23 protein-coding genes are annotated in these 22050 nt (G+C 72.4%); 9 read left to right on the top strand and 14 right to left on the bottom strand.

Annotated elements, in window-relative coordinates:
• Positions 1–157: 157 nt before the first annotated feature.
• The 7 genes from DFQ13_RS09855 to DFQ13_RS09885 form a co-directional block, all read right to left on the bottom strand.
• On the bottom strand, positions 158–955 hold the full coding sequence (locus tag DFQ13_RS09855) for an ESX secretion-associated protein EspG (protein ID WP_181399906.1): 798 nt from the start codon (positions 953–955) through the stop codon (positions 158–160).
• A gap of 6 nt (positions 956–961) precedes the next feature.
• Positions 962–2314, bottom strand: a complete 1353-nt coding sequence (locus tag DFQ13_RS09860) for a PPE domain-containing protein (RefSeq protein WP_110079553.1) — start codon at positions 2312–2314, stop codon at positions 962–964.
• Between the two features lie 48 nt (positions 2315–2362).
• Entirely contained in the window at positions 2363–2752 is a 390-nt protein-coding gene (locus tag DFQ13_RS09865) for a hypothetical protein (protein ID WP_052021781.1), read from the bottom strand.
• A gap of 144 nt (positions 2753–2896) precedes the next feature.
• Entirely contained in the window at positions 2897–3418 is a 522-nt protein-coding gene (locus tag DFQ13_RS09870; protein WP_035287443.1) for a GNAT family N-acetyltransferase, read from the bottom strand.
• Positions 3419–3538: 120 nt separating this feature from the next.
• Positions 3539–4048 (bottom strand): DUF1707 SHOCT-like domain-containing protein, encoded by a 510-nt coding sequence (locus tag DFQ13_RS34385; RefSeq protein WP_233438335.1) that lies wholly within the window; start codon positions 4046–4048, stop codon positions 3539–3541.
• Between the two features lie 47 nt (positions 4049–4095).
• Entirely contained in the window at positions 4096–4548 is a 453-nt protein-coding gene (locus DFQ13_RS09880; RefSeq protein ID WP_110079554.1) for a DUF1707 SHOCT-like domain-containing protein, read from the bottom strand.
• A 21-nt stretch (positions 4549–4569) separates the two neighbouring features.
• Positions 4570–6345, bottom strand: coding sequence for an acetyl/propionyl/methylcrotonyl-CoA carboxylase subunit alpha (locus DFQ13_RS09885; RefSeq protein ID WP_110079555.1), 1776 nt, complete (start codon positions 6343–6345; stop codon positions 4570–4572).
• Positions 6346–6500: 155 nt separating this feature from the next.
• Here DFQ13_RS09885 and DFQ13_RS09890 point away from each other — a divergent pair, with 155 nt between their 5' ends.
• The gene (locus DFQ13_RS09890) at positions 6501–7175 is read left to right on the top strand and encodes a hypothetical protein (protein WP_110079556.1); all 675 of its coding nucleotides are present in this window, start codon (positions 6501–6503) and stop codon (positions 7173–7175) included.
• Between the two features lie 4 nt (positions 7176–7179).
• On the opposite strand, the gene DFQ13_RS09895 is transcribed toward DFQ13_RS09890, so the two are convergent.
• The 7 genes from DFQ13_RS09895 to DFQ13_RS09925 all read right to left on the bottom strand — a co-directional run bounded on the left by DFQ13_RS09895 (position 7180) and on the right by DFQ13_RS09925 (position 15239).
• Positions 7180–7797, bottom strand: coding sequence for a Maf family protein (locus DFQ13_RS09895; RefSeq protein ID WP_110079557.1), 618 nt, complete (start codon positions 7795–7797; stop codon positions 7180–7182).
• A gap of 109 nt (positions 7798–7906) precedes the next feature.
• Positions 7907–9055 carry a hypothetical protein gene (locus DFQ13_RS09900; protein ID WP_110079558.1) on the bottom strand — a complete coding sequence of 383 codons (1149 nt, stop codon included), beginning with the start codon at positions 9053–9055 and terminating at the stop codon, positions 7907–7909.
• 108 nt (positions 9056–9163) lie between these two features.
• On the bottom strand, positions 9164–9616 hold the full coding sequence (locus tag DFQ13_RS09905) for a DUF4365 domain-containing protein (protein ID WP_219994347.1): 453 nt from the start codon (positions 9614–9616) through the stop codon (positions 9164–9166).
• Between the two features lie 68 nt (positions 9617–9684).
• The gene (locus tag DFQ13_RS09910; RefSeq protein ID WP_110079726.1) at positions 9685–11511 is read right to left on the bottom strand and encodes a Xaa-Pro dipeptidyl-peptidase; all 1827 of its coding nucleotides are present in this window, start codon (positions 11509–11511) and stop codon (positions 9685–9687) included.
• Positions 11512–11521: 10 nt separating this feature from the next.
• Positions 11522–13138 (bottom strand): MFS transporter, encoded by a 1617-nt coding sequence (locus DFQ13_RS09915; RefSeq protein ID WP_110079727.1) that lies wholly within the window; start codon positions 13136–13138, stop codon positions 11522–11524.
• 222 nt (positions 13139–13360) lie between these two features.
• The gene (locus tag DFQ13_RS09920; RefSeq protein WP_035287462.1) at positions 13361–13591 is read right to left on the bottom strand and encodes an acyl-CoA carboxylase subunit epsilon; all 231 of its coding nucleotides are present in this window, start codon (positions 13589–13591) and stop codon (positions 13361–13363) included.
• 10 nt (positions 13592–13601) lie between these two features.
• On the bottom strand, positions 13602–15239 hold the full coding sequence (locus DFQ13_RS09925; RefSeq protein ID WP_035287464.1) for an acyl-CoA carboxylase subunit beta: 1638 nt from the start codon (positions 15237–15239) through the stop codon (positions 13602–13604).
• Between the two features lie 254 nt (positions 15240–15493).
• Here DFQ13_RS09925 and DFQ13_RS09930 point away from each other — a divergent pair, with 254 nt between their 5' ends.
• The 8 genes from DFQ13_RS09930 (at position 15494) to DFQ13_RS09965 (ending at position 22041) form a co-directional block, all read left to right on the top strand.
• Entirely contained in the window at positions 15494–16303 is an 810-nt protein-coding gene (locus tag DFQ13_RS09930) for a biotin--[acetyl-CoA-carboxylase] ligase (RefSeq protein ID WP_110079559.1), read from the top strand.
• Between the two features lie 81 nt (positions 16304–16384).
• Entirely contained in the window at positions 16385–16951 is a 567-nt protein-coding gene (locus tag DFQ13_RS09935; RefSeq protein ID WP_110079560.1) for a PH domain-containing protein, read from the top strand.
• A gap of 1 nt (position 16952) precedes the next feature.
• Complete coding sequence (locus DFQ13_RS09940; protein ID WP_110079561.1) at positions 16953–17894, top strand: hydroxymethylglutaryl-CoA lyase; 942 nt, start codon at positions 16953–16955, stop codon at positions 17892–17894.
• Between the two features lie 49 nt (positions 17895–17943).
• Positions 17944–19167, top strand: a complete 1224-nt coding sequence (locus DFQ13_RS09945; protein ID WP_110079562.1) for a helix-turn-helix domain-containing protein — start codon at positions 17944–17946, stop codon at positions 19165–19167.
• 510 nt (positions 19168–19677) lie between these two features.
• Positions 19678–20472 carry a helix-turn-helix domain-containing protein gene (locus DFQ13_RS09950; RefSeq protein WP_181399907.1) on the top strand — a complete coding sequence of 265 codons (795 nt, stop codon included), beginning with the start codon at positions 19678–19680 and terminating at the stop codon, positions 20470–20472.
• 22 nt (positions 20473–20494) lie between these two features.
• Positions 20495–21136 (top strand): adenosylcobinamide amidohydrolase, encoded by a 642-nt coding sequence (locus DFQ13_RS09955; RefSeq protein ID WP_233438336.1) that lies wholly within the window; start codon positions 20495–20497, stop codon positions 21134–21136.
• 141 nt (positions 21137–21277) lie between these two features.
• Positions 21278–21721 (top strand): YbaB/EbfC family nucleoid-associated protein, encoded by a 444-nt coding sequence (locus DFQ13_RS09960; RefSeq protein ID WP_181399908.1) that lies wholly within the window; start codon positions 21278–21280, stop codon positions 21719–21721.
• Positions 21721–22041, top strand: coding sequence for a WXG100 family type VII secretion target (locus tag DFQ13_RS09965; RefSeq protein ID WP_110079565.1), 321 nt, complete (start codon positions 21721–21723; stop codon positions 22039–22041). Before DFQ13_RS09960 ends, DFQ13_RS09965 begins: the two co-directional genes overlap by 1 nt.
• Positions 22042–22050 lie beyond the last annotated feature (9 nt).

The following is a 22050-nucleotide window of genomic DNA, read 5'->3' on the forward strand; positions in this document are numbered from 1 at the left end:
CCCAGGCAGGCTGTCACATGATCGCCACCCCCGGCCAAACACATCCACCCACCCGGGCAGTTGGCTCGCCGGGCCGGCAGTTTTCGGGGCGGTCGGCTGAGCAAGCACTTCCACCCACCCGGGCCGGGGTTTCAGGGGCTGGGTAAGTCCACTCTGGTCACTCCTGGTTCTGGTGCAGGAGTTCGGTGACCTGGTGGAGGAGGTTCCTTGGAGTGGCTGGGGAGATCGTGGCCCAGGGGGTGCCGTCGGGGGAGGGGCGGCGGGTTTGGAGGTAGCGGCCCTGGGGGGTGTCGAAGTAGCTGATGACCGTGGGGGTGCGGTGGCGCTTGCCCCAGCGGTCTCGGACCGCTGTGCCGAGGCGGCCGTGGGCGGTGACCTCGGTGATCATTTCGGCCAGGGTGGTGGCGTCTGCGGGGCGGAGGCCTTGGGCGCGCAGGGCTTTGGCGAACTCGGGGTGGGGGGCCTTGGCGGCCGCTTCCAGGGCCGGGGCGGGGAGGGTCACGGAGTGGCCGGGGCCCGGGGGGTGGGGTGGGAGGACGGAGAGGGCGTGGCGGGGCAGGCCGGTGGGTTCGGCTTCGGTGAGGGTGAGCCGGTTGTCCCGGAGGACGGCCAGGACCGCCTTGTCGCCGGTGGCGGCTGCCAGGGCGCGGACGGGGCCGCCGTGCCAGAGGCGGGCGTCGACTTCCCGGTCCGGGCGAGGCAGGAGCCGCAGGAGGGATTCGGTGCGGGGGTCGACGTCCACGGGGCGACCCAGGCCTCGGTGGGAGAGGGATTGCCAGGCTTGGGCGACCAGGGTGGCGCGTTCCCGGGTGGTCTTGCCGGGGGAGGGGACCTTGAGGACCAGGGGAAGTGGGTCGATTCCCAAGTGGTCGGTGAGCACGTCGAATTCGAGGGCCGACAGGGTGATGGGGGGTCGGCCCTCGAACTCGACGAAGAGGGGGGTTGGTGCCGTCAACGGGGGTCAGCCCCCGATGACGCCCGGCGGGAGGTGGAAGTCTTCGCCGTCGATGTCGTGGGACTCGACGATGTTCTGCTCGGTCTGGCTCAGGTCGCGCCTGCGGCCGCCGACCTGGCGGTCGTTGGGGTTGGCGCCCGTGCCGTTCGCCACCGACTCCGCCGCGTCGCCGAACCACTGGCTGGAGCCCAGGGCCTCGGTGCCGAAGCGGCGGGGGGCCGTGCGGTTGTCGGAGCCCGTGCCCACGCCGCCCGCGCCGCCCGCCATGGGGGCGCCCGCGCCCGCGCCGGGGTTCATGCCGCCGGGGGCGGCGGTGCCCGCCGCGGTGGCCGCGCCCGCGGTGTTGAAATCGTCGCCGCCGAAGCCGGGCATGCCGGACATCCCGCTGCCGCCGATGCCGGGGGCGCGGTGGGTGGCGGGGCCGCCGGGGGTGGACGCGCCGACGTTGTTGGTGGAGCGGCTGCGCTCGCGGTCCTTCGCACCGGGGGTGGAACCGGTGACCGGCGTGGAGAAGCCGACCTCACCCGTGGGGACGGTGCCCACCTGCATGCCGGGGCTCAGCGGGGCGCGGGGGGTGAACGGGGTGCGCTGGAAGCCGCCCGCGTGGGACAGGCCGGTGCCCTGGCTCGGGCCGTGGCCGCCCACCTGGACGTGGCCGCCGCCGTGCGGGCCGCCGCCGGTGTGGACGGGGCGGTGCGTGGTGCCCTGGTCGGAGCCCGGGGTGTTCAGGGTGCCGGAGAACGACGCGGAGTGGGTGGGGCCGTTGACCCCCTCGCCGCGGTTGTGGTGCAGGGCGCCGGAGTCGAGCAGGGTGGCGGGCTTGGTGAAGCCGACGACCGCGGCCAGGTTCGTGGTGGTGTTCAGCTCGTAGGCGGCCATCACCTCGAACGCGGTCTGCTCGCCCGCGGACTGCGCGGCCTCGATCGGCTCGGCGTCGGTCTGCACGCCGACGACCGCCAGCGCCGGGGCGGCGGTCGGGTCGGGCTGCTGGCTGGGCACGTCCTCGGGGGCGGGCATCTCCGCGCGCGCCTTGGCGATGTGGTCGCCCTGGTTCTCCACCACGAGGCGCATGTTCCCGGCCTCGACCGCGCTGGACTGCGCCCACGCCGCGAGCGGGGCGAGCTTGTCGTAGGCGGCACCGGCCGCGCGACCGACCCACTGGCCGCCGGTGGCGCCCAGGGTGTCGCCCAGGTCCTGACCGACCTCGGTCAGCGCCGCGGCGATGGCCGCCCAGCGCCGCGACGGGTCGGCCGACGCCGGGGCGCCCGGGCCGTCGTGCAGCATCCGGTACAGCTCTTCGTGGGTGAAGCCGCGCCAGCGCTTGGCTTCGTCCGTCGTGGTGGTGGCCTGCTCGGTCATGCCCGTCCCCTCGCCCTGCCTGATCCCTCGCCCGAGTGCCGCGGGTGGTTAACCCTGCGACCCCTTCTGCGTGACGGTCGCGGAGTTGTCCTCTTCGAGCAGGCGGTACTGCTCGGTGATCTTGTCCAGGTTGTGCACCGCCGTGTCCAACTGGGCGCGGAAGGTGCGCAGCGCCAGCAGCGCGGCCCGCTCCTGGTCGTCGGCGGTGAGGCCGTTGACCGCGGTGGCCGCCTCCGCGCTGACCGGGTCCTTGGCCCACGGCTCGACCCGCAGGCCGATGTCGTCGAGGCCCAGCTCGCCGTCGATGCGCGACAGCGCGGCGGTGAAGGCGGCGCGCAGCCCGGGCACCGCCTCGGGCGCCACGTTCAGCACGTCGAGCGGGTTGCCGTGCAGGTCCCCCTGGCCGCCCTGCCCGTGCCCGTTGTTGCCTGGTGCCACGACGCCTCCCCTTCCTGCCTGTGGGGTGACAACTCTAGCGAGTGCGCACCCTCGGATTCGACCATTACTGTGTCATGTCATAGACGTGCACCGACGCGGCCCAGTTCCGTAACCCGCGGGTTTCCCACAGTTCCGCACAACGCCTCACCCCGCCCGCGGGTTGCGCAGGACCAGCTCACTCAGCTCGGCCGTTCCCGCGACGGGGGTGAAGCCCAGCTTCTCGGCCACCCGGCGCGAAGCGGTGTTGCCGGGGGAGTGCTTGTAGGCGATCTCCCTGAGGCCCAGCGCGCCGAAGCCGAACCGCAGCACCGCGCCCAGCGCCTCGGTGGTCATCCCCCGGCCGCGGGCCTCCGGGACCGCCCAGCAGCCCGCCTCGGCCAGCCCGGAGTCCAGGTCGAGGTCCTTGAGCAGCACCTCGCCCAGGAGGGCGCCGGTCGTCGGCTCGGCCACCGCCCAGGAGAACCGGGTCTCCTCCGCCCAGGAGCGCGCCCGCTTGGCCACGTAGGCGCCCGCTTCGGCGAGGGTCGAGACGGAGACGTGCGTCAGCCACCGCGCGCACTCCGGGTCGGCCAGACCCGCGACCAGCGCGGGCCGGTCGTCGATCAGCCGGTCCGCCCGCAGCGCGCGCAGGTAGTACCTGCCCGCGTTGATCTCCACCGGTTCCACACGGGCAACGCTAGCGCGTCGGGCCGACACCCGGGACCGGAACGGTTCCACCTGTGGACAACTCGGGTACGGGGGCGGGTCGCGCTGTGGACAACTGCCCGGGGGCGACCGGCGGGGCGGTCAGTGCCAGCGGCCGCCGCGGCCACGGCGGTCGTCCCAGTGGCGGTCGTCCCAGTCGCGCCCGCGGTGGCGGTGGTCGTGCCGGAAGCGGTGGTGCTGGTCCGGCGGCCACCCGCGGCCACCCGGCCGCCGCGAGTGGAAGAACAGCACCAGCAGGACGATCACCACCGGGAGGGCGATCCCCCGGGACAGCACGACCGCGGCGATCACGCCCAGCACCACCACGGGCACCAGCGCACCAGAGGAGCGGCGAACCCGCTCCCAGCGCACCGGCGGTGGTGGCGGCATGGCCGCGGGGGGCGCGGTGAGGAAGGAGGGCTTCGGGGCGGGCAGGTCGCTGAACAGGGCGACCAGTTCACCCCGGGTCTTGGCGGTGGTGACCCGCGCGGTGCGCTCGCCGTACTCGTCGACGTCGAGCCTGCCCGCGCTCATGTGCTCACCCAGCAGGCGGAGCGCGTCCTCACGCTCGGCGTTGCCGACGCGCATCCCGGATGGCTCGAAGTCGCTCACCTGGTCGATGGTACGCAAAAAGCGGGCCTGACCACCTGAGTCCGTTCTCAGGGTCGGCGTTTGGCCGCTTCCTCCAGCGTGCCGGAGACGATCGTGACGAGCACCGCGACCACGATCGTCCACCAGGCGCCGGTGAACACCGTGAGCACGATCGAGCCCGGGATGCCCAGCAGCAGCGTCAGCGCGCACAGCGTGCTCAGCGCCTCGCTCAGCGGCGTCGCCACCAGCCCGTTCCCGCTGGTGGCGGTGGTCCGCACCGAGGAGCGCGGCGCCCGCCCCGGGCTGACCGCGGCGGTCAGGTCCGGGTGCGGGTCCGGCAGGTCGGCGAACAGCGAGTCGACCTCCGCCCGCGTGCGCGCGGCACCCGCGCGCACGCGGCGGAACTCGTACTCCGCCAACTCCAACCTGCCGGTCGACAGGTGCGTCGCCAGCATCCGCACCGCCTCGTCCCGCTCGGCGGCGCTGATCCGGATCTCCGCGTCCCGGCCCTGCCCCGTCATGGCGGCGATCTTACGAGCCGATCAGTCCTTGATCTCGCAGATGACCGAACCCGTGGTCACCGTCTCGCCCTGGTTGACGCCGAGGCCGGTCACGGTGCCCGACTTGTGCGCGGTCACCGGGTTCTCCATCTTCATCGCCTCGAGCACCACGACCAGGTCGCCCGCCTCGACGGCCTGCCCGTCCTCGACGGCGATCTTGACGATGGTGCCCTGCATCGGCGCCGCCACCGCGTCACCCGAGGCCGCCGCGCCCGCCTTGCCGCCCGCGCGCTTGCGCGGCTTGGCCTTGGCCGCCGCGCCGCCACCGCCGGTGCCCACCGCCAGGTTGCCCGGCAGCGACACCTCCAGCCGACGGCCGCCGACCTCGACGACCACGTTCTGCCTCGGCTCGTCCTCGGTGGCCTCCGCGCCCCCGGTGAACGGCTCGATGGTGTTGTCGAACTCGGTCTCGATCCACCGGGTGTGCACGGTGAACCCCTCGCCGTCGCCGATGAAGGCGGGGTCGCGGACGATCGCCCGGTGGAACGGCACGACCGTGGCCATGCCCTCCACGACCAGTTCGTCGAGCGCGCGACGGGACCGGGCCAGCGCCTGGTCGCGGTCGGCGCCGGTGACGATGACCTTGGCCAGCAGCGAGTCGAACTGCCCGCCGATGACGGTGCCGGACTCCACCCCGGAGTCCACCCGCACGCCGGGGCCGTCCGGGGCCGCCCAGGTGGTCACCGTGCCGGGGGCGGGCAGGAAGCCGCGACCGGCGTCCTCGCCGTTGATCCGGAACTCGATCGAGTGCCCGCGCGGGGTGGGGTCCTCGGTGAACCGCAGCGGCTCACCCGCGGCGATGCGGAACTGCTCCAGCACCAGGTCGACGCCCGCGGTCTCCTCCGAGACCGGGTGCTCCACCTGGAGCCGGGTGTTGACCTCCAGGAAGGAGATCGCGCCGTTGGCGCCGACGAGGTACTCGACGGTGCCCGCGCCGGAGTAGCCCGCCTCCTTGCAGATGGCCTTGGCCGAGCTGTGGATCTGGGCGCGCTGCTCGTCGGTCAGGAACGGCGCGGGCGCCTCCTCGACCAGCTTCTGGTGGCGGCGCTGCAGCGAGCAGTCGCGGGTGCCGACCACGACGACGTTGCCGTGCTTGTCCGCCACCACCTGCGCCTCGACGTGCCGGGGCTTGTCCAGGTACAGCTCGACGAAGCACTCGCCGCGGCCGAAGGCGGTGACCGCCTCGCGCACCGCGGAGTCGAACAGCTCAGGGATCTCCTCGATGGTGCGGGCGACCTTGAGGCCGCGGCCGCCGCCGCCGAACGCCGCCTTGATCGCCACCGGCAGCCCGTGCTCCTCGGCGAAGGCGATGATCTCCTCGGCGCCGCCGACCGGCTCCTTGGTGCCGGGCACCAGCGGGGCGCCCGCGCGCATGGCGATGTGCCGCGCGGTCACCTTGTCACCGAGGTCGCGGATGGCCTGCGGGTCCGGGCCGATCCAGGTCAGCCCGGCGTCGATGACGGCCTGGGCGAACTCGGCGTTCTCGGACAGGAAACCGTAGCCGGGGTGGACCGAGTCCGCGCCCGCGCGCTTCGCCGCGTCGAGCACCTTGTCGATCGACAGGTAGCTCTCGCCCGGGGTGTTGCCGCCGAGGGCGAACGCCTCGTCGGCCAGCCGGACGAAGAGCGCGTCGCGGTCCGGGTCGGCGTAGACGGCGACGCTGGTGAGGCCGGCGTCCTGACAGGCACGGATGACCCGGACGGCGATCTCGCCCCGGTTGGCGATGAGAACCTTGCTCAGCGCCTTCGACTCGGACACGCCGTTCCTCCTTGATTCGCGCGGGCTGCCCGGGAGTTTACGGATACGGGGCCGTTCGGGGACCGAGAGAACGCCCACAATCGCGGATAATGGTCCCCGACATCGGATTTTGCTGCGGGGGTGACAACTTGGCGGGTCGGCGTGTCCCCCGGGGCGTGGTTCTGACGGCGGTGCTGTGCGCGCTGGTCGTCGCGGCGGCCCTGGGCGGTGCCGCGCTGCTGCGCGACCGCGCCGCGGGCCACCCGGCCGCGGACACCACCTCGTCCCCGCCGGTCGAACCGACCCCCGCCGACGCGATCGGGCCGGACGGCTGCCGCCCCGGCGAGGCGTGCCAGGTGCTGGGCCGCGCCGCCATCGGCAGCACCTACCTGGACCTGATCGGCGACCCGGGCGGGGTGTCCGGCCGGGTGCGCATCGGCGGCCCGACGACCAGCCAGGTCATCGAGGTCACCGTGACCGAGTCGCAGGTCACCCTGGGCCCGGACTCCCTGGTCTGCCGGGCCGCGGGCATCTCCGCCTGCCTGGTCCGCGGCGGCGGGGAACGCGGGGTGGTGGGGCAGGTCATCGTGGGCCGCTCGGGCAAGTGGAGCCCGGTGAACAAGGCCTTCTTCTCCGCGGCGGGGTCGCTGTCGCTGGGCGACGTCAACGGCGACGGCACCCCGGAGGTCCTGGCGGTGCAGTGCGACCGGGCGTGCCCGCGGGTGTTCGTGCAGGTCCTCACCCTCGCCGGGGACGAGCAGGACTGCACGCGGACCTACGCGCGGCCGGAGCAACTGCCCGGCTACCCGGCGGTGGAGGTCACCGCCTCCGCCCTGCGCGCCTGCCCGTGACCGGTCAGCGCCAGAGGTCGGTGACGCTGACGCCGACCTCGGTGAGCAGCGCACGGGTCAGCGGCAGGCTGATCCCGATGACGCTGGACGGGTCGCCCTCGATCCGCCGCACGAACCACCCGCCCAGGCCGTCGAGGGTGAAGGCACCCGCGACCTGGAGCGGTTCCCCGGTGGCCACGTAGGCGTCGATCTCGGCGGGCGTGGGGGAGTCGAAGTGGACGGTGGTGCTCTCGGCGGCGCTCGCGGTGCCGACCACCTCCCCACCGGCCAACCGCACGACGGTGTGCCCGGTCAACAGGTCACCGGACCGGCCCGCCATCCGCCGCCACCGCTCGGCGGCCACCCCGGGGCTGCCGGGCTTGCCGACCATCTCCCCGTCGAAGTGCAGCATCGAATCACAGCCGACCACGACGGCCTCCGGGTGCTCGACGGCGATGTCGGCCAGCACCGCGCGCACCTTCGCCTCGGCCAGCGCCACCACCAGCGCCTCCGGAGCCGGGTCCACCAACCCGGCCGCCACGGCGTCCTCGTCCACACCGGACACCCGGACGACGGGGTCGATCCCGGCTGCCCTGAGCACGCCGAGCCGGGCGGGGGACTGGGAGGCAAGCACGAAGCGCACGGCGGAAGGGTAATCGGTGCGGTCCGGGTGCCCGGGATCTAGGTGTGCTTCCTCCGGCTGGGCCAGACCTCGTGCTCCGGGTCCCACCAGAGCGCGTGGAGGGGCAGCCCTACCGGGTCTGCTGGTTCATCAGGAAGCTGGCGTCGACTGTGATTGGGTCGGTAAGGCGCCACGAGCGCCGTTCGAAGACCAGGTTGCCGGTGACGGTGAAGGGCAACTTGTTCGTGTGGGCGAAGATCGCCCACGTGTAGTCGTCACCACTCAACGGGATGTGGACCTTCCTGTCCCGCCCGTGCACCTCTGCGACCAAGATGATCGTGGACTCCTCCTGCTCGCCTTCAGCGGGCTCTTCCCTGGTGAGCGAGCGGACCTGTCCGATGAGGGTTTCGGTCCGTGGCGGTTCCTCCCGTCTGACCAGCCGCTCCCGTACACGTGGCAAGCCTGCCATCGCGTCCCGGTCCACCACGATCCGTGAGGTCGGCACGTTCGGGGGCGGTGCGGTGACTGCCCACCCGAACGACAGGTCCAGCTCCCGCAGCGTCCCGGTCTCGGTCAGGTCCTCCAGCGCCTCGACCAGGCTGGCGCTCAGGCCGTGTTCGGCAGCGTTCTCGGCGGTGCCTGCATCCCAGTTCAGCGACAGGTCGCGTGCTGCGTGCAGGCCGGTGGCCAGGGTCTCCATCACACGACGGGGGAAGGCGGCGGCAGGGGTGCCGTCGTCGTGATCGGGTTGTGAATCACCCAGGCGGGTGACCACGGTGAATACGAAGCTGCCACGCTTGGTGTGGCCGAGTCGGACATCGTCGTCGAGGAAGTCGTTCACGGTGCTGGAGCGCCTGCCGCGGTGCGAGTGCGTCGGATCGTCGGCGGTGGTCGCGGCGGCCTTCACCATCTTGAACAGGCCCTCGAGGGTCTTCTCGGCCTGCCGGAACGGGATGGTGCCGTCGAGCATCATCTGGTCGATGCGGACGAAGAACAGGTCGGCGCGTGTCGCGGCGATCTTCTCGGCCAGGTGGACGGGGTCCCAGTCGTAGACGGAGGCCAGTGATCGCAGGGTGTCGCGGAAGCGTTGGGCGAAGTCGATGTAGTCGGTGGCCAGTGGCAGCATGACCCGCGCCCGGTCGTGCAAGCGCCAGATCTGCCGGATGTCCGGAACCTGGGTCTCGAGCTGCCAGTCATTGGCGGCGAGGTACTGCTGAACGGCCGTGGGGTTGAGGCTCTCGGCGAGTTCGCGGTAGCTGTCGAGTGACGGGCTGCTCACCACTCACCTCCTTCGCCGATTTCCTGCATGATGCCCTTCAACCCCTCCACATCGAAGAGGTTACTTCTCGGTAGGTGCACTGTCTTGCTGGCTGCTCCGTCGGCCATATCACCCAGTAGGCGGGCGTGTTGCCAGTACATCCGGCTGTCGGTGGTGAGGCGCTCCTCGGTCAGGTCGAGCAGCAGTTCGTCGTCTCGGGGAATCAGCAGTACGCCGAGGAACGCCTCGATGTACCGCTTGGGGGTGGGTGAGCTTGGTGAACGGTTTGCGCTTGAGCGTCCACGCCAGGTGCTCGTCACCGAGCAGGTCACGTTGGGTCGTGCACTTGAGCTGGATCTCGATCTCCGGGCAGTACCACGTCTTGTACTCGGTCGATGATGCGATGGTGATGTCGACGCCGTCGTAGTCGGTTTCATGGCTCTTGATCGAGCATCCCGATGCGGCGGCGATCATCCTGACGAACGCCAGGCTGAACTGCTCCTGCCGCGCGGTCATGGGCAGTCCACCGTCGAGCGGTTCGCCTACGGCGGACGTCCTTTCCGTTCCCTCCAGATCGAACACTCGTTCGACTCTATCTGTTCTCGGGCGCTCATCGGATTGCCGTGCGCGAAGATCACCCGACCGTGCGATCAGACCGCGCCCTGGAGCGGCAGTCGCAGGGAGGTCTTGCTCAGGTCCACCGTCAGCCGGGGGTTGGTGCCCGCCGGGGTGATGTAGGGGCTGTCCGTGCTGCCGATGACCAGGGCGAGGCGGTGGCCGGGCTTGAGCGTGTGGTCGGTCGTGGCTAGCGGGAAGGTGATCGCGTACGGGGTGCCTGGGGTGAGGGTGCGGCGGGAGTCCAGGCCCGCGTGGTGGCCCAGGTCGGCCCAGCCGCGGGCGATGACGGTCTGCTGGCTGGTCGTGGTGGTGGTCCTGGTGTCGAGGTAGCAGGAGCTGTCCGACGGGGTCGACGGTCCCCAGCAGGAGCGGGTGGTGAGGTTGGCGATGCCCTCGCCGGGGTCTCGGGCGGCTCGGGTGGTGGTGGGGCCGTAGTCGACCAGGACCGCGGTGAGGCGGGCCGCCGTGGTGGAGGGGGTGGCGGTGATCGTGATCGACGGGGTGCCGGAGATGCGGGACTCGGTGGCCAGCGGGGCCGTGCGGTAGAGGACGCGCGCCAAGGACGTCGTGGTGGGGTTGGTGATCCAGGTGTACTCGTCGCTGCGGTTGTCGGTGAGGGACGCCGTGGTGCCGGGGGTGGGGGTGGGCGTGCCGAGGGTGCCGACGCCCGCGGTGGTGCCGGGGGTGGGGCGCAGCGTGGTGGGGGTGGTGGGCACCGGCCAGGCGGGGTCGTCGCGCCAGACGTCGGGGGCGGTTTCCACCGTGGACCGGGGTTCGTCCTGCACGCCGTTGTCCAGGCCGAGCAGGTAGTGGTCGAACCAGCGGTGCAGGGCGTCGACCCAGGCGGCGCGGCGGAAGTCGAACGGGTCGACGTGGCCGGTCTGCGACAGCCAGACCTTGCGCTCCACCGACGCGGGCAGCGCCGACCACCACTGGCCGAAGTTCAGCGCCTTCACGTTGAGGTCGTTGAGGCCGTGCACCGCGAACACGCTCGCGCGGACGTTCGCCGCACCGGCGACGTAGTCGCGGGCCCGCCACATCGGGGTCAGGTCGCCGCTGGCGGGGGCGCCCGCGGTCAGGGCGGACTTCACCGACGCGCAGCCCGCCGCGCCCTGCGCGTTCTCCACCACCCGGGCCAGGCCCGCCGGGTCGCCGGTGGGGAAGGTGGCGCCGGTGGCCCGGTAGTAGTCGTACCAGGAGCTGATGGCGGCGATGGGCACGATGGTCTTCAACCCCGCCACCCCGGTCGCGGCGACGCCGTTGGCGACCGTGCCGTCCCAGGACTTGCCGATCATGCCGACCGCGCCGGTGGACCACGACGCGGGAACGGGCGTGCCGCCGGTCACCGCCGAGTAGCCGGTGGCGCGGCCGTTGAGCCAGTCCACGACGGCCTTGGCCGAGGTGATGTCCGCGGGTCCGCCGACGTCCACGCAGCCGGTCGAGCGGCCGGTGCCCGCCAGGTCGACCTGCACCACCGCGTACCCGCGCGGCACGAAGTAGTTGTCCAGGAACAGCGGGAACGACGTCGGCCTGCCCGCGCTGTCGTAGGCCTTGCGCTGGCTCTCGTTGCCGCGCCCCAGCGACAGGTAGTACGGGCTGGCGTCCATGATCACCGGCACCCGGCCCGGGGCGTCCGACGGCCGGATGACGTCCGCGGCGACCCGCACCCGCTGCCCGTCCGGCGCGGTCAGCCCGGTGTCGACCCACACCGTCTCGCGGACCGCGCCCGGGTACGAGTACACCGGTTCGCTCGCGGTGACCGGCACCGCGACGCCCCGGAACTCGGGCACCGCCGTCGCCGGGACCAGCCCGGTGGTGGCGACCACGGCCAGGGTGAGCAGCGAGGTCCGGATCGTCATGCCCACGACGCTACGGAGTTCCCCGCCCGGGCGGCAGCCCGCGGTTTTCCCCGTTGCCGGTCGGCAGCCCGGCCGCGGCGATCACGCCCAGCACCAGCACCACGACCGGCAGCACCAGTGTGGCGCGGGTCGCGGTGGTGAACCCGAGGGCGAACGCGTCGGTGGCCAGTTCGCGCACCTTCTCGGCCACGCTGGGCGACCAGTCAACGGGGACGGCCGGGCCCTCACCGCCGAACTGACCGGCGGAGTCGGCCGCCTCGGTGATCCGGCGGACGAACTCGTCGGCGTAGCGCGGCGGCAGCACCCGCGCGTACTCCCTGGCCGCGTTCGGCATCGCCACCCCCAAGCCCACCTGGAGCAGCAGCCCGGTCGCCGCGCTGCCCAGCACCCCGCCGACCTGCCGGGACGTGTTGAACACCCCGGACCCGGCGCCCACCAGGTCCGGCGGCAGCCCGGCGGTGGCGGTCGCGGTCAGCGGCGAGAACACCAGCCCGATGCCGATCCCGGCCACCACCAGGCCCGGCACCAGCGCCCCCGGGTCGGCGTCCGGCGCGGCGAACACGGCCAGCACCGCCGTCCCCGCCGCCAGCCCGGCCAGCCCGGTGATGATCAGGTGCTTGCCGCCGACCCGGACCAGGGCCCGCCCGGCGACCAACGCGGCCAGCCCCGCGGCCACCGCCATCGGCAGGCACAGCAGCGCCGACTCCACCGGGTCCAGGCCCAGCACGGACTGCGCGTAGAGCACCAGCGGCAGGAACATCCCGGTGGTGGCGAAGCCGAGCGCCGCGTGCACCAGGTTCGCGTAGCCGAACGAGCGGTCCGCGAACAGCGCGGGCGGCACCAGCGGGTCCGGCCGGGGCACCCGCTGCCGGAGGGCGAACACCCCCAGCAGCAGCACGCCCACCCCGAGCACCGGCAGCACCCCGATCGGGCCGACGATCGCGCCCCACCGGTAGTGCTGCCCGTTCTGCAACCCGAACACCACCAGCCCCAGCCCGGCCGCGGCCAGCAGCGCCCCGGCCGTGTCGAACCGCATCCGGGTGCTCGGGCGCCAGTCCGGCAGCAGGAGCAGCGCCAGCACCAGCCCGACCGCGCCGATCGGCAGGTTCAGCAGGAAGATCGACGGCCAGCCGACGTGCTCCACCAGCACCCCGCCCAGGACCGGCCCGGTGATCGTGGCGACCCCGGCGACCCCGCCCCACACCGCGATCGGCGCCGCCCGCCGGTGCGGCGGGAACAGCCTGCTGATGAACGACAGCGTCTGCGGCGTCATCACCGACGCCCCGAGCCCCTGCACCGCCCGCGCCGCGATCAGCGACCCGGCCGAGGTCGACAGCCCGCACCACAGCGAGGCGCCGAGGAACAGCACCAGCCCGGCGACCAGCACCCGCTTGGGCCCGTACCGGTCGCCGAGGCGGCCGGTGACCAGCAGCGGCACCGTGTTCGCCAGCAGGTAGACGCTGTTGACCCAGATGACCTCGTTGAGGGTGGCGTCCAGCCCGGTCAGCACGGCCGGGATGGCGACGGTGACGATGGTCGAGTCCAGCATGACCATGAAGAAGCACGCGCACAGCGCGAACAGCGCCACCCACGGACCGCGGACCCCCGCCGCGCCCCTGTCCGTCATGCCGATCCCCACCCTGCCGATCCCCACCATGCCCCCTGAGACGTCGCGTGCCGCCGATGCGTTCACCGGACCTCGCACCCGGCGGTGGAGGCGACCGCCCACGCGTTGATCGGGCCGGAACCCGACCCGAAGTACCGCAGAAAGTACGCCCGGCACCGGCCGGAGCGCCAAAACGACCGCTGCCCCCGACCCTGGCGGGTCGGGGGCAGCGGGGTGGGTCGGTCAGCGGGGCTTCGCGGAAGCGCGCCAGGCACCCGCGCCGTGCCGCAGCGGGGCGCGGACCAGAGCCGCCTTGTCCGCCCACGCGCTCGGCGTCGGCTCGGGCTCCGGTTCGCCGCCCGCGGCGGCCGCGGCGGCGACCACCGCGGTCAGCGCCGCCAGCTCGACGTCGTCCGGGGCGCCCCGGACCACGTGCAGCAGCGGCTGCGGCGGGGTGCTCTCTGCGTCGGTCACAGCGGTCTCCTTACAGCGGGATGTTGCCGTGCTTCTTGGGCGGCATGCTCTCACGCTTGTCCTGCAGGATTCGCAGCGCGCGCGCCACGTTGCCCCGGGTGTGCGACGGCGGGATGACCGCGTCGACGTACCCGCGCTCGGCCGCCTGATACGGGTTGAGCAGGGTGTCCTCGTACTCGCGGTCCAGCTTGGCGCGCAGCGCGTCGACGTCCTCACCGGCGTCCATCGCCGCCTTGAGCGTGCGCCGGTGCAGGATGTTCGACGCCCCGGAGGCGCCCATGACCGCGATCTGCGCCGACGGCCAGGCCAGGTTGATGTCCGCGCCCAGGTGCTTGGAGCCCATCACGTCGTAGGCGCCGCCGAAGGCCTTGCGGGTGATCACGGTGACCAGCGGGACGGTCGCCTCGGCGTAGGCGTAGATCAGCTTCGCCCCGCGCCGGATGATGCCGTCGAACTCCTGGTCGGTGCCGGGCAGGAAGCCGGGCACGTCGACGAAGGTCAGCACCGGGATGTTGAACGCGTCGCAGGTCCGCACGAACCGCGCCGCCTTCTCCGAGGCGTCGATGTCCAGGCAGCCCGCGAACTGGGTGGGCTGGTTGGCCACCACCCCGACGCTGCGCCCCTCCACCCGGCCGAAGCCGACGATCAGGTTCGGCGCGAACAGCGGGTGCACCTCGAGGAACTCACCGTCGTCGATGACCCGGTTGATGACCTCGTGCATGTCGTAGGGCTGGTTCGCCGAGTCGGGGATCAGCGTGTCCAGCTCGTTGTCGGACTCGCCGAGGCCGTCGAGGACCGAACCCTCCTCGACGAACCCGGGGAACACCGGCGCCTCGGTGAGGTTGTTCGACGGCAGGAAGGACAGCAGCTCCTTCACGTAGCCGATCGCGTCCTCCTCGTCGGCGCCCATGTAGTGCGCCACACCGGACTTGGTGTTGTGCGTGCGGGCGCCGCCCAGCTCCTCCAGCGTCACCTCCTCGCCGGTGACGGTCTTGACCACGTCCGGGCCGGTGATGAACATCTGCGAGGTCTGGTCGACCATCACGATGAAGTCGGTGAGCGCCGGGGAGTACACGTGCCCGCCCGCGTTCGCGCCCATGATCAGCGAGATCTGCGGGACCACGCCCGAGGCCCGCACGTTGCGGGTGAAGATCTCGCCGTAGAGGCCCAGGGAGACCACGCCCTCCTGGATGCGCGCGCCACCGCCCTCGTTGATGCCGACGATCGGGCGGCCGGTCTTGATCGCCAGGTCCATCACCTTGACGATCTTCTCGCCGTAGACCTGGCCGAGCGAACCGCCGAAGACGGTCACGTCCTGGGAGAACACGCACACCGGGCGGCCGTCGACGGTGCCGTACCCGGTCACCACGCCGTCGCCGTAGGGCCGGTTCTTCTCCAGGCCGAAGTTGGTCGACCGGTGCCGCGCCAACGCGTCGAGCTCCACGAAGGAGCCCGGGTCCAGCAGCAGGTCGATCCGCTCGCGCGCGGTCAACTTGCCCTTGGCGTGCTGCTTCTCCACCGCGCGCGCGGACCCGGCGTGGATCGCCTCGTCGTCGCGCCGGTACAGGTCGGCCAGCTTGCCCGCGGTCGTGTGGAGGTCCGGCTCGTCCGCGGGGGCCTGGCCGATCGGCTCGGTCGCACTGCTCATGAGGCTGCACCCTAGCGACCCGGAGGCCGTCGCAGCAGTGCACGTAGGGGACGTCACGGTGTTGCGGACAACCTCTTGACCTCCAGCGCGGTGGAGGTAAGAGGCTGTGGGCGCCGCTCCCCGGGGCCCGCCCGTTCCCGCTCCGACCGGGTGGTCCCCGGGGGCGGCGCCGGGCCCCACCCCCGGCGCGGGGCGTCACCCGATCGGGACCGCTTCGGCGCGGGGCTCCCGGGACACGCCCTACGCTGCTCGGTATGTCCGAACTCGACGCCGAGGACCTCCGCGCGCACCTGCTCGACCGCTACGCCGAGGTCGACGTGGTGGCCGCCACCGGGTCGACCAACGCCGACCTGGTCGCCGCCGCCGAGCGGGGGGCGCCGGACCGCAGCGTGCTGATCGCCGAGGAGCAGACCGCCGGGCGCGGCAGGCGGTCCCGGACGTGGGTGTCGCCACCCGGCAGCGGGCTGTACCTGAGCGTGCTGCTGCGCCCCGACGGGGTGCCGGTCGCCAAGTTCGGCACCCTGGCCCTGGTGGCCGGGGTGGCGCTGGTCCGCGCGGCGCGGTCGGCGGGGGTCACCGCCACCCTGAAGTGGCCCAACGACCTGCTCGCCGGGACGAACCCGGCCAAGTGCGCCGGGGTGCTCGCCGAGGTCGTGACCACCGCCGGGGGACCCGCCGTGGTGCTCGGCATCGGCCTCAACGTCGGCCCGCTCGGCACCGCCGTCCCGGCCGGGCCGGGTGGACTGCCCGCGACCTCGCTGGCCCAGGAGGGCGGCGACCCCGACCGGGCCGCGGCGGCGATCGCCCTGCTGGGCGCCTTCGACGAGGCGGAGCGGGCGTGGCGCGCCGCCGGGGGCGACCTGGGCGGGGCGGGCCTGCTGGCGTTCTACCGGGCGCACTGCTCCACGCTGGGCAGGCGGGTACGGGTGGAGCTGCCCGACGGCTCCGAACTGCGCGGCCTCGCCGTCGACATCGACGCCGACGGGCAGGTGGTCGTGGACGTCGCCGGGACCCGCCGCCCGTTGTCCGCGGGCGACGTCGTCCACGTGCGCGACCTCGCCTGAACGACTTCCCGCCACCCCGGGACCCGGGGGCCGCCGCGCGGGTACGGTGATCGCGTCAGCAGCGACGACCAGGAGGACGACGTGGCGTACCCCGACGACCTGCTCAGCCAGGGCGAGCAGGTGGTGCTGCACAAGCACTCCCACTGGAAGATGCTGCTGCTGCCGTACTTCTGCCTGGTGGTCGTCCTCGGCGTGGGTACCTGGCTCGCCGTCCTGGCCCAGGACCTGGAGTGGGCCAACATCGCCTGGATCGTCATCGCCGCGCTGGCCGTGGTGCTCATCGCCTGGCTCTTCGTCGCCCCGTTCATCCGCTGGCGCACGACCCACTTCATCATCACCACCGACCGGGTGATGGCCCGGATGGGTGTCGTCAACCGCACCGGCATCGACATCCCGCTCTCGCGCATCAGCAGCGTCCGCTTCGAGCACGGCCTCATCGACCGGGTCGTCGGCTGCGGCACCCTGATCATCGAGTCCAGCTCCCAGGAGCCCCTGGAGTTCTACGACATCCCCTCGGTGGAGAAGGTCCACACCTTGCTCTACCGCGAGGTCAACGACAACCCGCACGACGACTTCGCCCGCCCCGCGGCCGACCTGCCCCCGCACGGCTACCCGGACCAGGGCTACGAGCCGCGCGGACGGCGCTGACATGGGGGCCAGGGACGTCGGCCTCCCCGACCGCGTACCGGCGCAGGGCCTGCCACCCCGGGTCACCATCTGGGAGGTCGGCGCCCGCGACGGTCTGCAGAACGAGCAGGCGGTCGTCCCGGTCGAGGTGAAGCTGGAGTTCCTGGCCAGGCTGGCGGCGGCGGGCCTGACCACGCTGGAGGCCACCAGCTTCGTGCACCCCAGGTGGGTGCCCCAGCTCGCGGACGCGGAGGAACTGCTCGCGGGCCTGGAGCCGGTCGAGGGCGTGCGCTACCCGGTCCTGGTGCCCAACGAGCGCGGGCTCGACCGGGCCCTGGCCGCCGGGGTACGGCACATCGCCGTGTTCGGCAGCGCCACCGAGACCTTCGCCAAGCGCAACCTCAACCGCACCCTGGACGAGCAGTACGCCATGTTCGAGCCCGTGGTCACCCGGGCCCGCGCGGAAGGCCTCGACGTCCGCGCCTACGTGTCGATGTGCTTCGGCGACCCGTGGGAGGGCCCGGTACCCGCGGCCCAGGTCGCCGCGGTCGGCGCCCGACTGGTGTCGATGGGCTGCTCCGAACTGTCCCTCGGCGACACGATCGGCGTGGCGACCCCCGGCCAGGTCGCCGCCGTGGTCGGGGAGGTCGCCGCCGCGGGCGTGCCCCTGGGGTCGGTGGCCGTCCACTTCCACGACACCTACGGCCAAGCCCTGTCCAACACCCTCGCCGCCCTGCGCCTCGGCATCACCACGGTCGACTCCTCCGCGGGCGGCCTCGGCGGCTGCCCCTACGCCGAATCCGCCACGGGCAACCTCGCCACCGAGGACCTGGTCTGGATGCTCGACGGCCTGGGCGTGCAGACCGGCGTCGACCTGGACGCCCTGGCCGACACCAGCGCCTGGATGGCCGGGCGCCTCGGCCGCCCCAGCCCGTCCCGCGTGGTCCAGGCCCTGCGCGGCTGAGGCCCGTACCCTGGACTCCACCCCCTCGTCTTCCGGAGGTGTCCACCTCATGGCCAGCGACGATGCGAGCTTGGGCGTGCGTATCAAGAGGATGCGCAAGCGTCGCGGATTCACCCAGGAGCAGTTCGCTGAGAAGGCTGACGTCAGCGTTGACCTGGTGCGCAAACTCGAACAGGAAGTTCGCCACACCGCCAGCATGAGTTCGCTGACGCGGATGGCCCGGGCCCTGGACATCGAGATCGCGCAATTGCTAGGCCAATCCGGGGCGATCCACGCCACGGTGGACGAACAAGCCGTCGGAATTCTGGCGATCCGGGACGAACTGAGCGCGCTCGACTACTTCCCCGGGCTGGGCGACGACAACGTTTTCAACGATCAGCCGCCGACTGTTGAACACCTGAGCGGCGCGCTCAAGGAGGCGGAACGAGTCAGGCAGCAGGGCAGCTTCGCCGAACTCGGGTCCATGCTCCCCGGTCTCATCGCGGAAGCCCGAGCCGCCACACAGGCTCTTTCCGGCGCCGAGCAGGTTGTCGCCTACGGGCTGTTGTCCGAGGTACTGCAAATCGCCTCCACCATGATGACGGGTCTCGGCAGGCCGGACATCGGGTACATCGGGCTCATCCGCGCCCAAGAGGCGGCAGCGAAGTCGAACAACGAGTTGTTGCACGCGATGAACGTGTCGGCCCTGTCCTGGGTGCTCTTCAAGCAAGGACGTCTCAACGACGCGGAGACGGCCGCTCTGCGGCAGGCCGCGTTCATGGAGCCGGACCTCCTTCGAGACTCGCCGCAGCGGATAGCGGTGTGGGGCATCCTGATGTTGCGGGCGGCCAGTGCCGCTGTCCGCGACAAGCAGATCGACCGCAGCAACGAGCACATGAACCTGGCCCGCACGGCAGCCGCCCGCATCGAACGCGACTACAACATCTACGCCACCCCGTTCGGACCGACCAACGCGGGCATCGCAGCCGTCAATGCGGCGGTCGAGAGCGAGCAGTTCGACAAAGCGCTGACCTTGGCGGCCGGCGTGCCGGGGAACGGCTGGGTGTCGCCGACCTGGAAATCGCGCCACCTGCTGGACGTGGCCATCGCCCACAGCGAGTTGGACCACGACGAGGCCGCTGTCGAACAGCTTCTCGTCGCGGAACGCACCGCGCCGGAGTGGCTGCGCTACCACACCCTCGGTCGACAGACCGTGCGCGAATTGGCCGAACGAGCCAAGCGACGACAAGCACCCATTCAAAGGCTGGCCGACCGCCTCGACATCGACCTGTGACGGCGCGTTTCCGGGTGGGCTGGGACGCCATGTCCTAGCCCACTTTTTCTTTCGTGGTGGCTGTGACGGCTCGTCACTTCATCGGAAGCCTCACTGCCGCAAGACTGCCGGGTAGGCACCCGGAGGCAACGCCCAACGCTTGTCGCGACCGTGGTGTCCGCTGGGGTCGGAACACAGACGCGAGGTGGCAATGGTGCGAAGTCTTCCGCTGGTGCGCTGGGGGACCAGCCCCTATTGGTTGGATCGCGCGCACGTGGTGTTGGACCGTCGTGCGATGGGCGGGTCGTTCGACATGCGGGGGCTGTGCCGGATACCCGTGGACACGGCGGCACCGTCACGACCGGAGGGCAAGCTCCTGTGCCCGGATTGTGCGATCGCCTTGGTGGCGGCCGCATACCCGGTTGCCGAGTTGAGCGGTCGACTGCCCTTGACCGGGTCCACCTGATCGAACTCATGCCCGTGGTGATTCCGCCGCTCTCCGAACACGAATCGATTCCGAGGAACAACGCCATGCCCGCAACCACCACGACGCAAGACCACGACGTCGTCCGGGCCAAGACCCTGCGCGGCCTGCTGCTCGCCCGCGAACTCGACGGCGCCCGGCGGGCGCGTGGGTTCACCACCCGGGCCCTGGCAGCCGCCATTTCGATGAGTCCGGCGATGGTGAACCGGGTGATGACGGGCCGCCGGGTACCGACCGCGCTGGAGGTCGGCGGTCTCTGCGCACTGCTCGACGTTCCCGCCGGGCGCCGTCCCACGCTCTACGAGTGGGCCAGGACCGCGGAACTCACCGAGTGGATCATTCGCCCGGGCGGTGGGAAGAACCCCCTTCGGGACATCGAGGGGCTCGCGGATGAGATCACCTGGTTCGAGCCCGGTCTGATCCCCGGTCCACTTCGGACAGCGGAGTACGATCGGGCCGTCGAACACGCCACGGGCGCGAATCCCCACTCCGACCCGGCGATCCGTGCGGCGGCGTTGCGCAACAGCCGGTTCTTGATCCACCCACGGGCTTTGGGCAATCCCGGTCTGCCCGAGCGCGACCACCGCGCACAACTCCTCCACCTCTTCCACGACCACCTGCCCAGGATTCGGCTGTTCCCCGACACCGTGGTGACCTGGCCTGGGTGCCGCGTTCTGGACGTCGCGCACTTTCCGCCGATAGTCCACCTCACCCACCACGACACCGATATCGTGCTGGAGAACCAGGGGCGCGCGGCTCACCTGCGGCAACTCGGCGGAATGGCACTGAGCGCGGGGGAGACGCGCGAGGCGCTGTTGCGGCAGGTCCAGGCTCGCCGCTGAACCGGGACCGGAGGTGGTGGGTGTGGAGCCGGAGTTGGTCGCGGACGAGGGGCACGTGCTGCTCTGGCGCCTGCCCGAGCCGGTGCTCGCCATCTCCTCCGGGCCGCTCGGCGGCGGCATCGGCGAGCGGCGCTGGGTCGTGAACGCGACCGTGCCGTTGAGCTACGACCGCGACGACCCGGAGGTCCACCTGCGGGAGATCGCCGACCGGATCGGGTTGCGCGGGGCCGGGTGCGGGCTGCTCACCGGGGTCGACGTCCGCCTGGTCCGGCACCACCGCGACGCGGGGGTCTCCGCCTGGGTGACCACCGGGATCGGGGACGCGCCCACCTGGGCCGCCGCTGAACCCAGCGGCGAAACGGCGCAGGCCGTCGGGACGATCAACGCGGTGTGCCTGCTCCCGGTCCGGCTGGTCGACGCCGCGCTCGTGAACGCCGTGGCGACGGTCGCCGAGGCCAAGGCGCAGGCCCTGGTCGAGTCCGGGGTGCCGGGGACCGGCACCTGCACCGACGCGACCGTGCTGCTGTGCCCCACCCGCGGTCCGGTCGAGCGGTACGGCGGGCCGCGGTCGGCGGTCGGGGCCCCGCTGGCGCGGGCGGTGCGGGCCGCCGTCGTTGCCGGGTTGCGCCCGCCGGGGTCGTCGCCGCTGTTCGGGCGGCGGTGACGGGGGTGCTGCGGCGCGGGCTCGAAGCCGTGCGGGTGGCGCTGGAGAATCACCGGCGCGGGGTGGAACCGGCCGCCCCCTCCACCCGTCCAACGCGTGACCGGGGACCGTGCAGGCGCCGACTACCCAGCGGAGGTGGCCGTGGTGGCTGACCACGCAGCGCAGGTCGAGGAACTCCTCGCCGACTACCGGCGCAGCCGCGACCAGCTCGCGGGGGTGCACACCGCGCTCGCCGCGATCAGCGAGTCCGCCACCAGCCCGTGCGGGCTGGTCACCGCCACCGTCTCCGCCCAGGGCGCGCTGACCGCGCTGACCATCGACGACGGCGCCTACCGCCGCTACCGGCCCGCCGAGCTGGCCACCGTCGTGGTGCGCACCACCGCGGCCGCCGACGCGCTGGCGGCGCGGGCGGCCGGGCACGTGGTGGCGCCGGTGCTGCCCTCGGGGACCGACCCGGAGGCGCTGCTGCGCGGCACCGCCGACCTGACCCCGGCCGAGGTCGCGCCGCCGCGCCCGGCCGCCGATCCCGACGACAGCTTCGAGCACGTGAGCTGGCTCGAGTCCGACTCGCCGAGGAGGGCCTGATGGCCGGGGAGGGCTTCCGCGCCGACGCCGACGCGCTGGCCGCGCGGGCGGGTCAGTTCGACGCGCTCGCGCAGCGGGCCGGGGCCATCCACCGCGACCTCGACGACGTGCTCAGCGCCGTCGGGGAGTGCTGGGGCGGCGACGAGGTGGGGCGCAGCTTCGCCTCCGGGTACCTGGGGGCCGCGCGGGACACCCTCGGCGACCTGGGTGCGTTGCCGGACAGGCTCGGTGACGTCGGCGGGCGGTTCCTCGGCACGGCCGAGGGCTACCGCGGTGGCGACGCCGACAACGCCAGGACCATCGGCTCAGCGGACGCGTAGGGGACCGGG

Source organism: Actinokineospora spheciospongiae (assembly GCF_003182415.1).
Lineage (GTDB): Bacteria > Actinomycetota > Actinomycetes > Mycobacteriales > Pseudonocardiaceae > Actinokineospora > Actinokineospora spheciospongiae.

Excerpts from the sequence above, each read along its gene's own strand:
- DFQ13_RS09860 (WP_110079553.1), bottom strand. The coding sequence starts at position 2,314 with ATGACCGAGCAGGCCACCACCACGACGGACGAAGCCAAGCGCTGGCGC.
- DFQ13_RS09880 (WP_110079554.1), bottom strand. The coding sequence starts at position 4,548 with ATGACGGGGCAGGGCCGGGACGCGGAGATCCGGATCAGCGCCGCCGAG.
- DFQ13_RS09910 (WP_110079726.1), bottom strand. The coding sequence starts at position 11,511 with ATGACGATCCGGACCTCGCTGCTCACCCTGGCCGTGGTCGCCACCACC.
- DFQ13_RS09915 (WP_110079727.1), bottom strand. The coding sequence starts at position 13,138 with ATGACGGACAGGGGCGCGGCGGGGGTCCGCGGTCCGTGGGTGGCGCTG.
- DFQ13_RS09925 (WP_035287464.1), bottom strand. The coding sequence starts at position 15,239 with ATGAGCAGTGCGACCGAGCCGATCGGCCAGGCCCCCGCGGACGAGCCG.
- DFQ13_RS09930 (WP_110079559.1), top strand. The coding sequence starts at position 15,494 with ATGTCCGAACTCGACGCCGAGGACCTCCGCGCGCACCTGCTCGACCGC.
- DFQ13_RS09940 (WP_110079561.1), top strand. The coding sequence starts at position 16,953 with ATGGGGGCCAGGGACGTCGGCCTCCCCGACCGCGTACCGGCGCAGGGC.
- DFQ13_RS09945 (WP_110079562.1), top strand. The coding sequence starts at position 17,944 with ATGGCCAGCGACGATGCGAGCTTGGGCGTGCGTATCAAGAGGATGCGC.
- DFQ13_RS09950 (WP_181399907.1), top strand. The coding sequence starts at position 19,678 with ATGCCCGCAACCACCACGACGCAAGACCACGACGTCGTCCGGGCCAAG.
- DFQ13_RS09965 (WP_110079565.1), top strand. The coding sequence starts at position 21,721 with ATGGCCGGGGAGGGCTTCCGCGCCGACGCCGACGCGCTGGCCGCGCGG.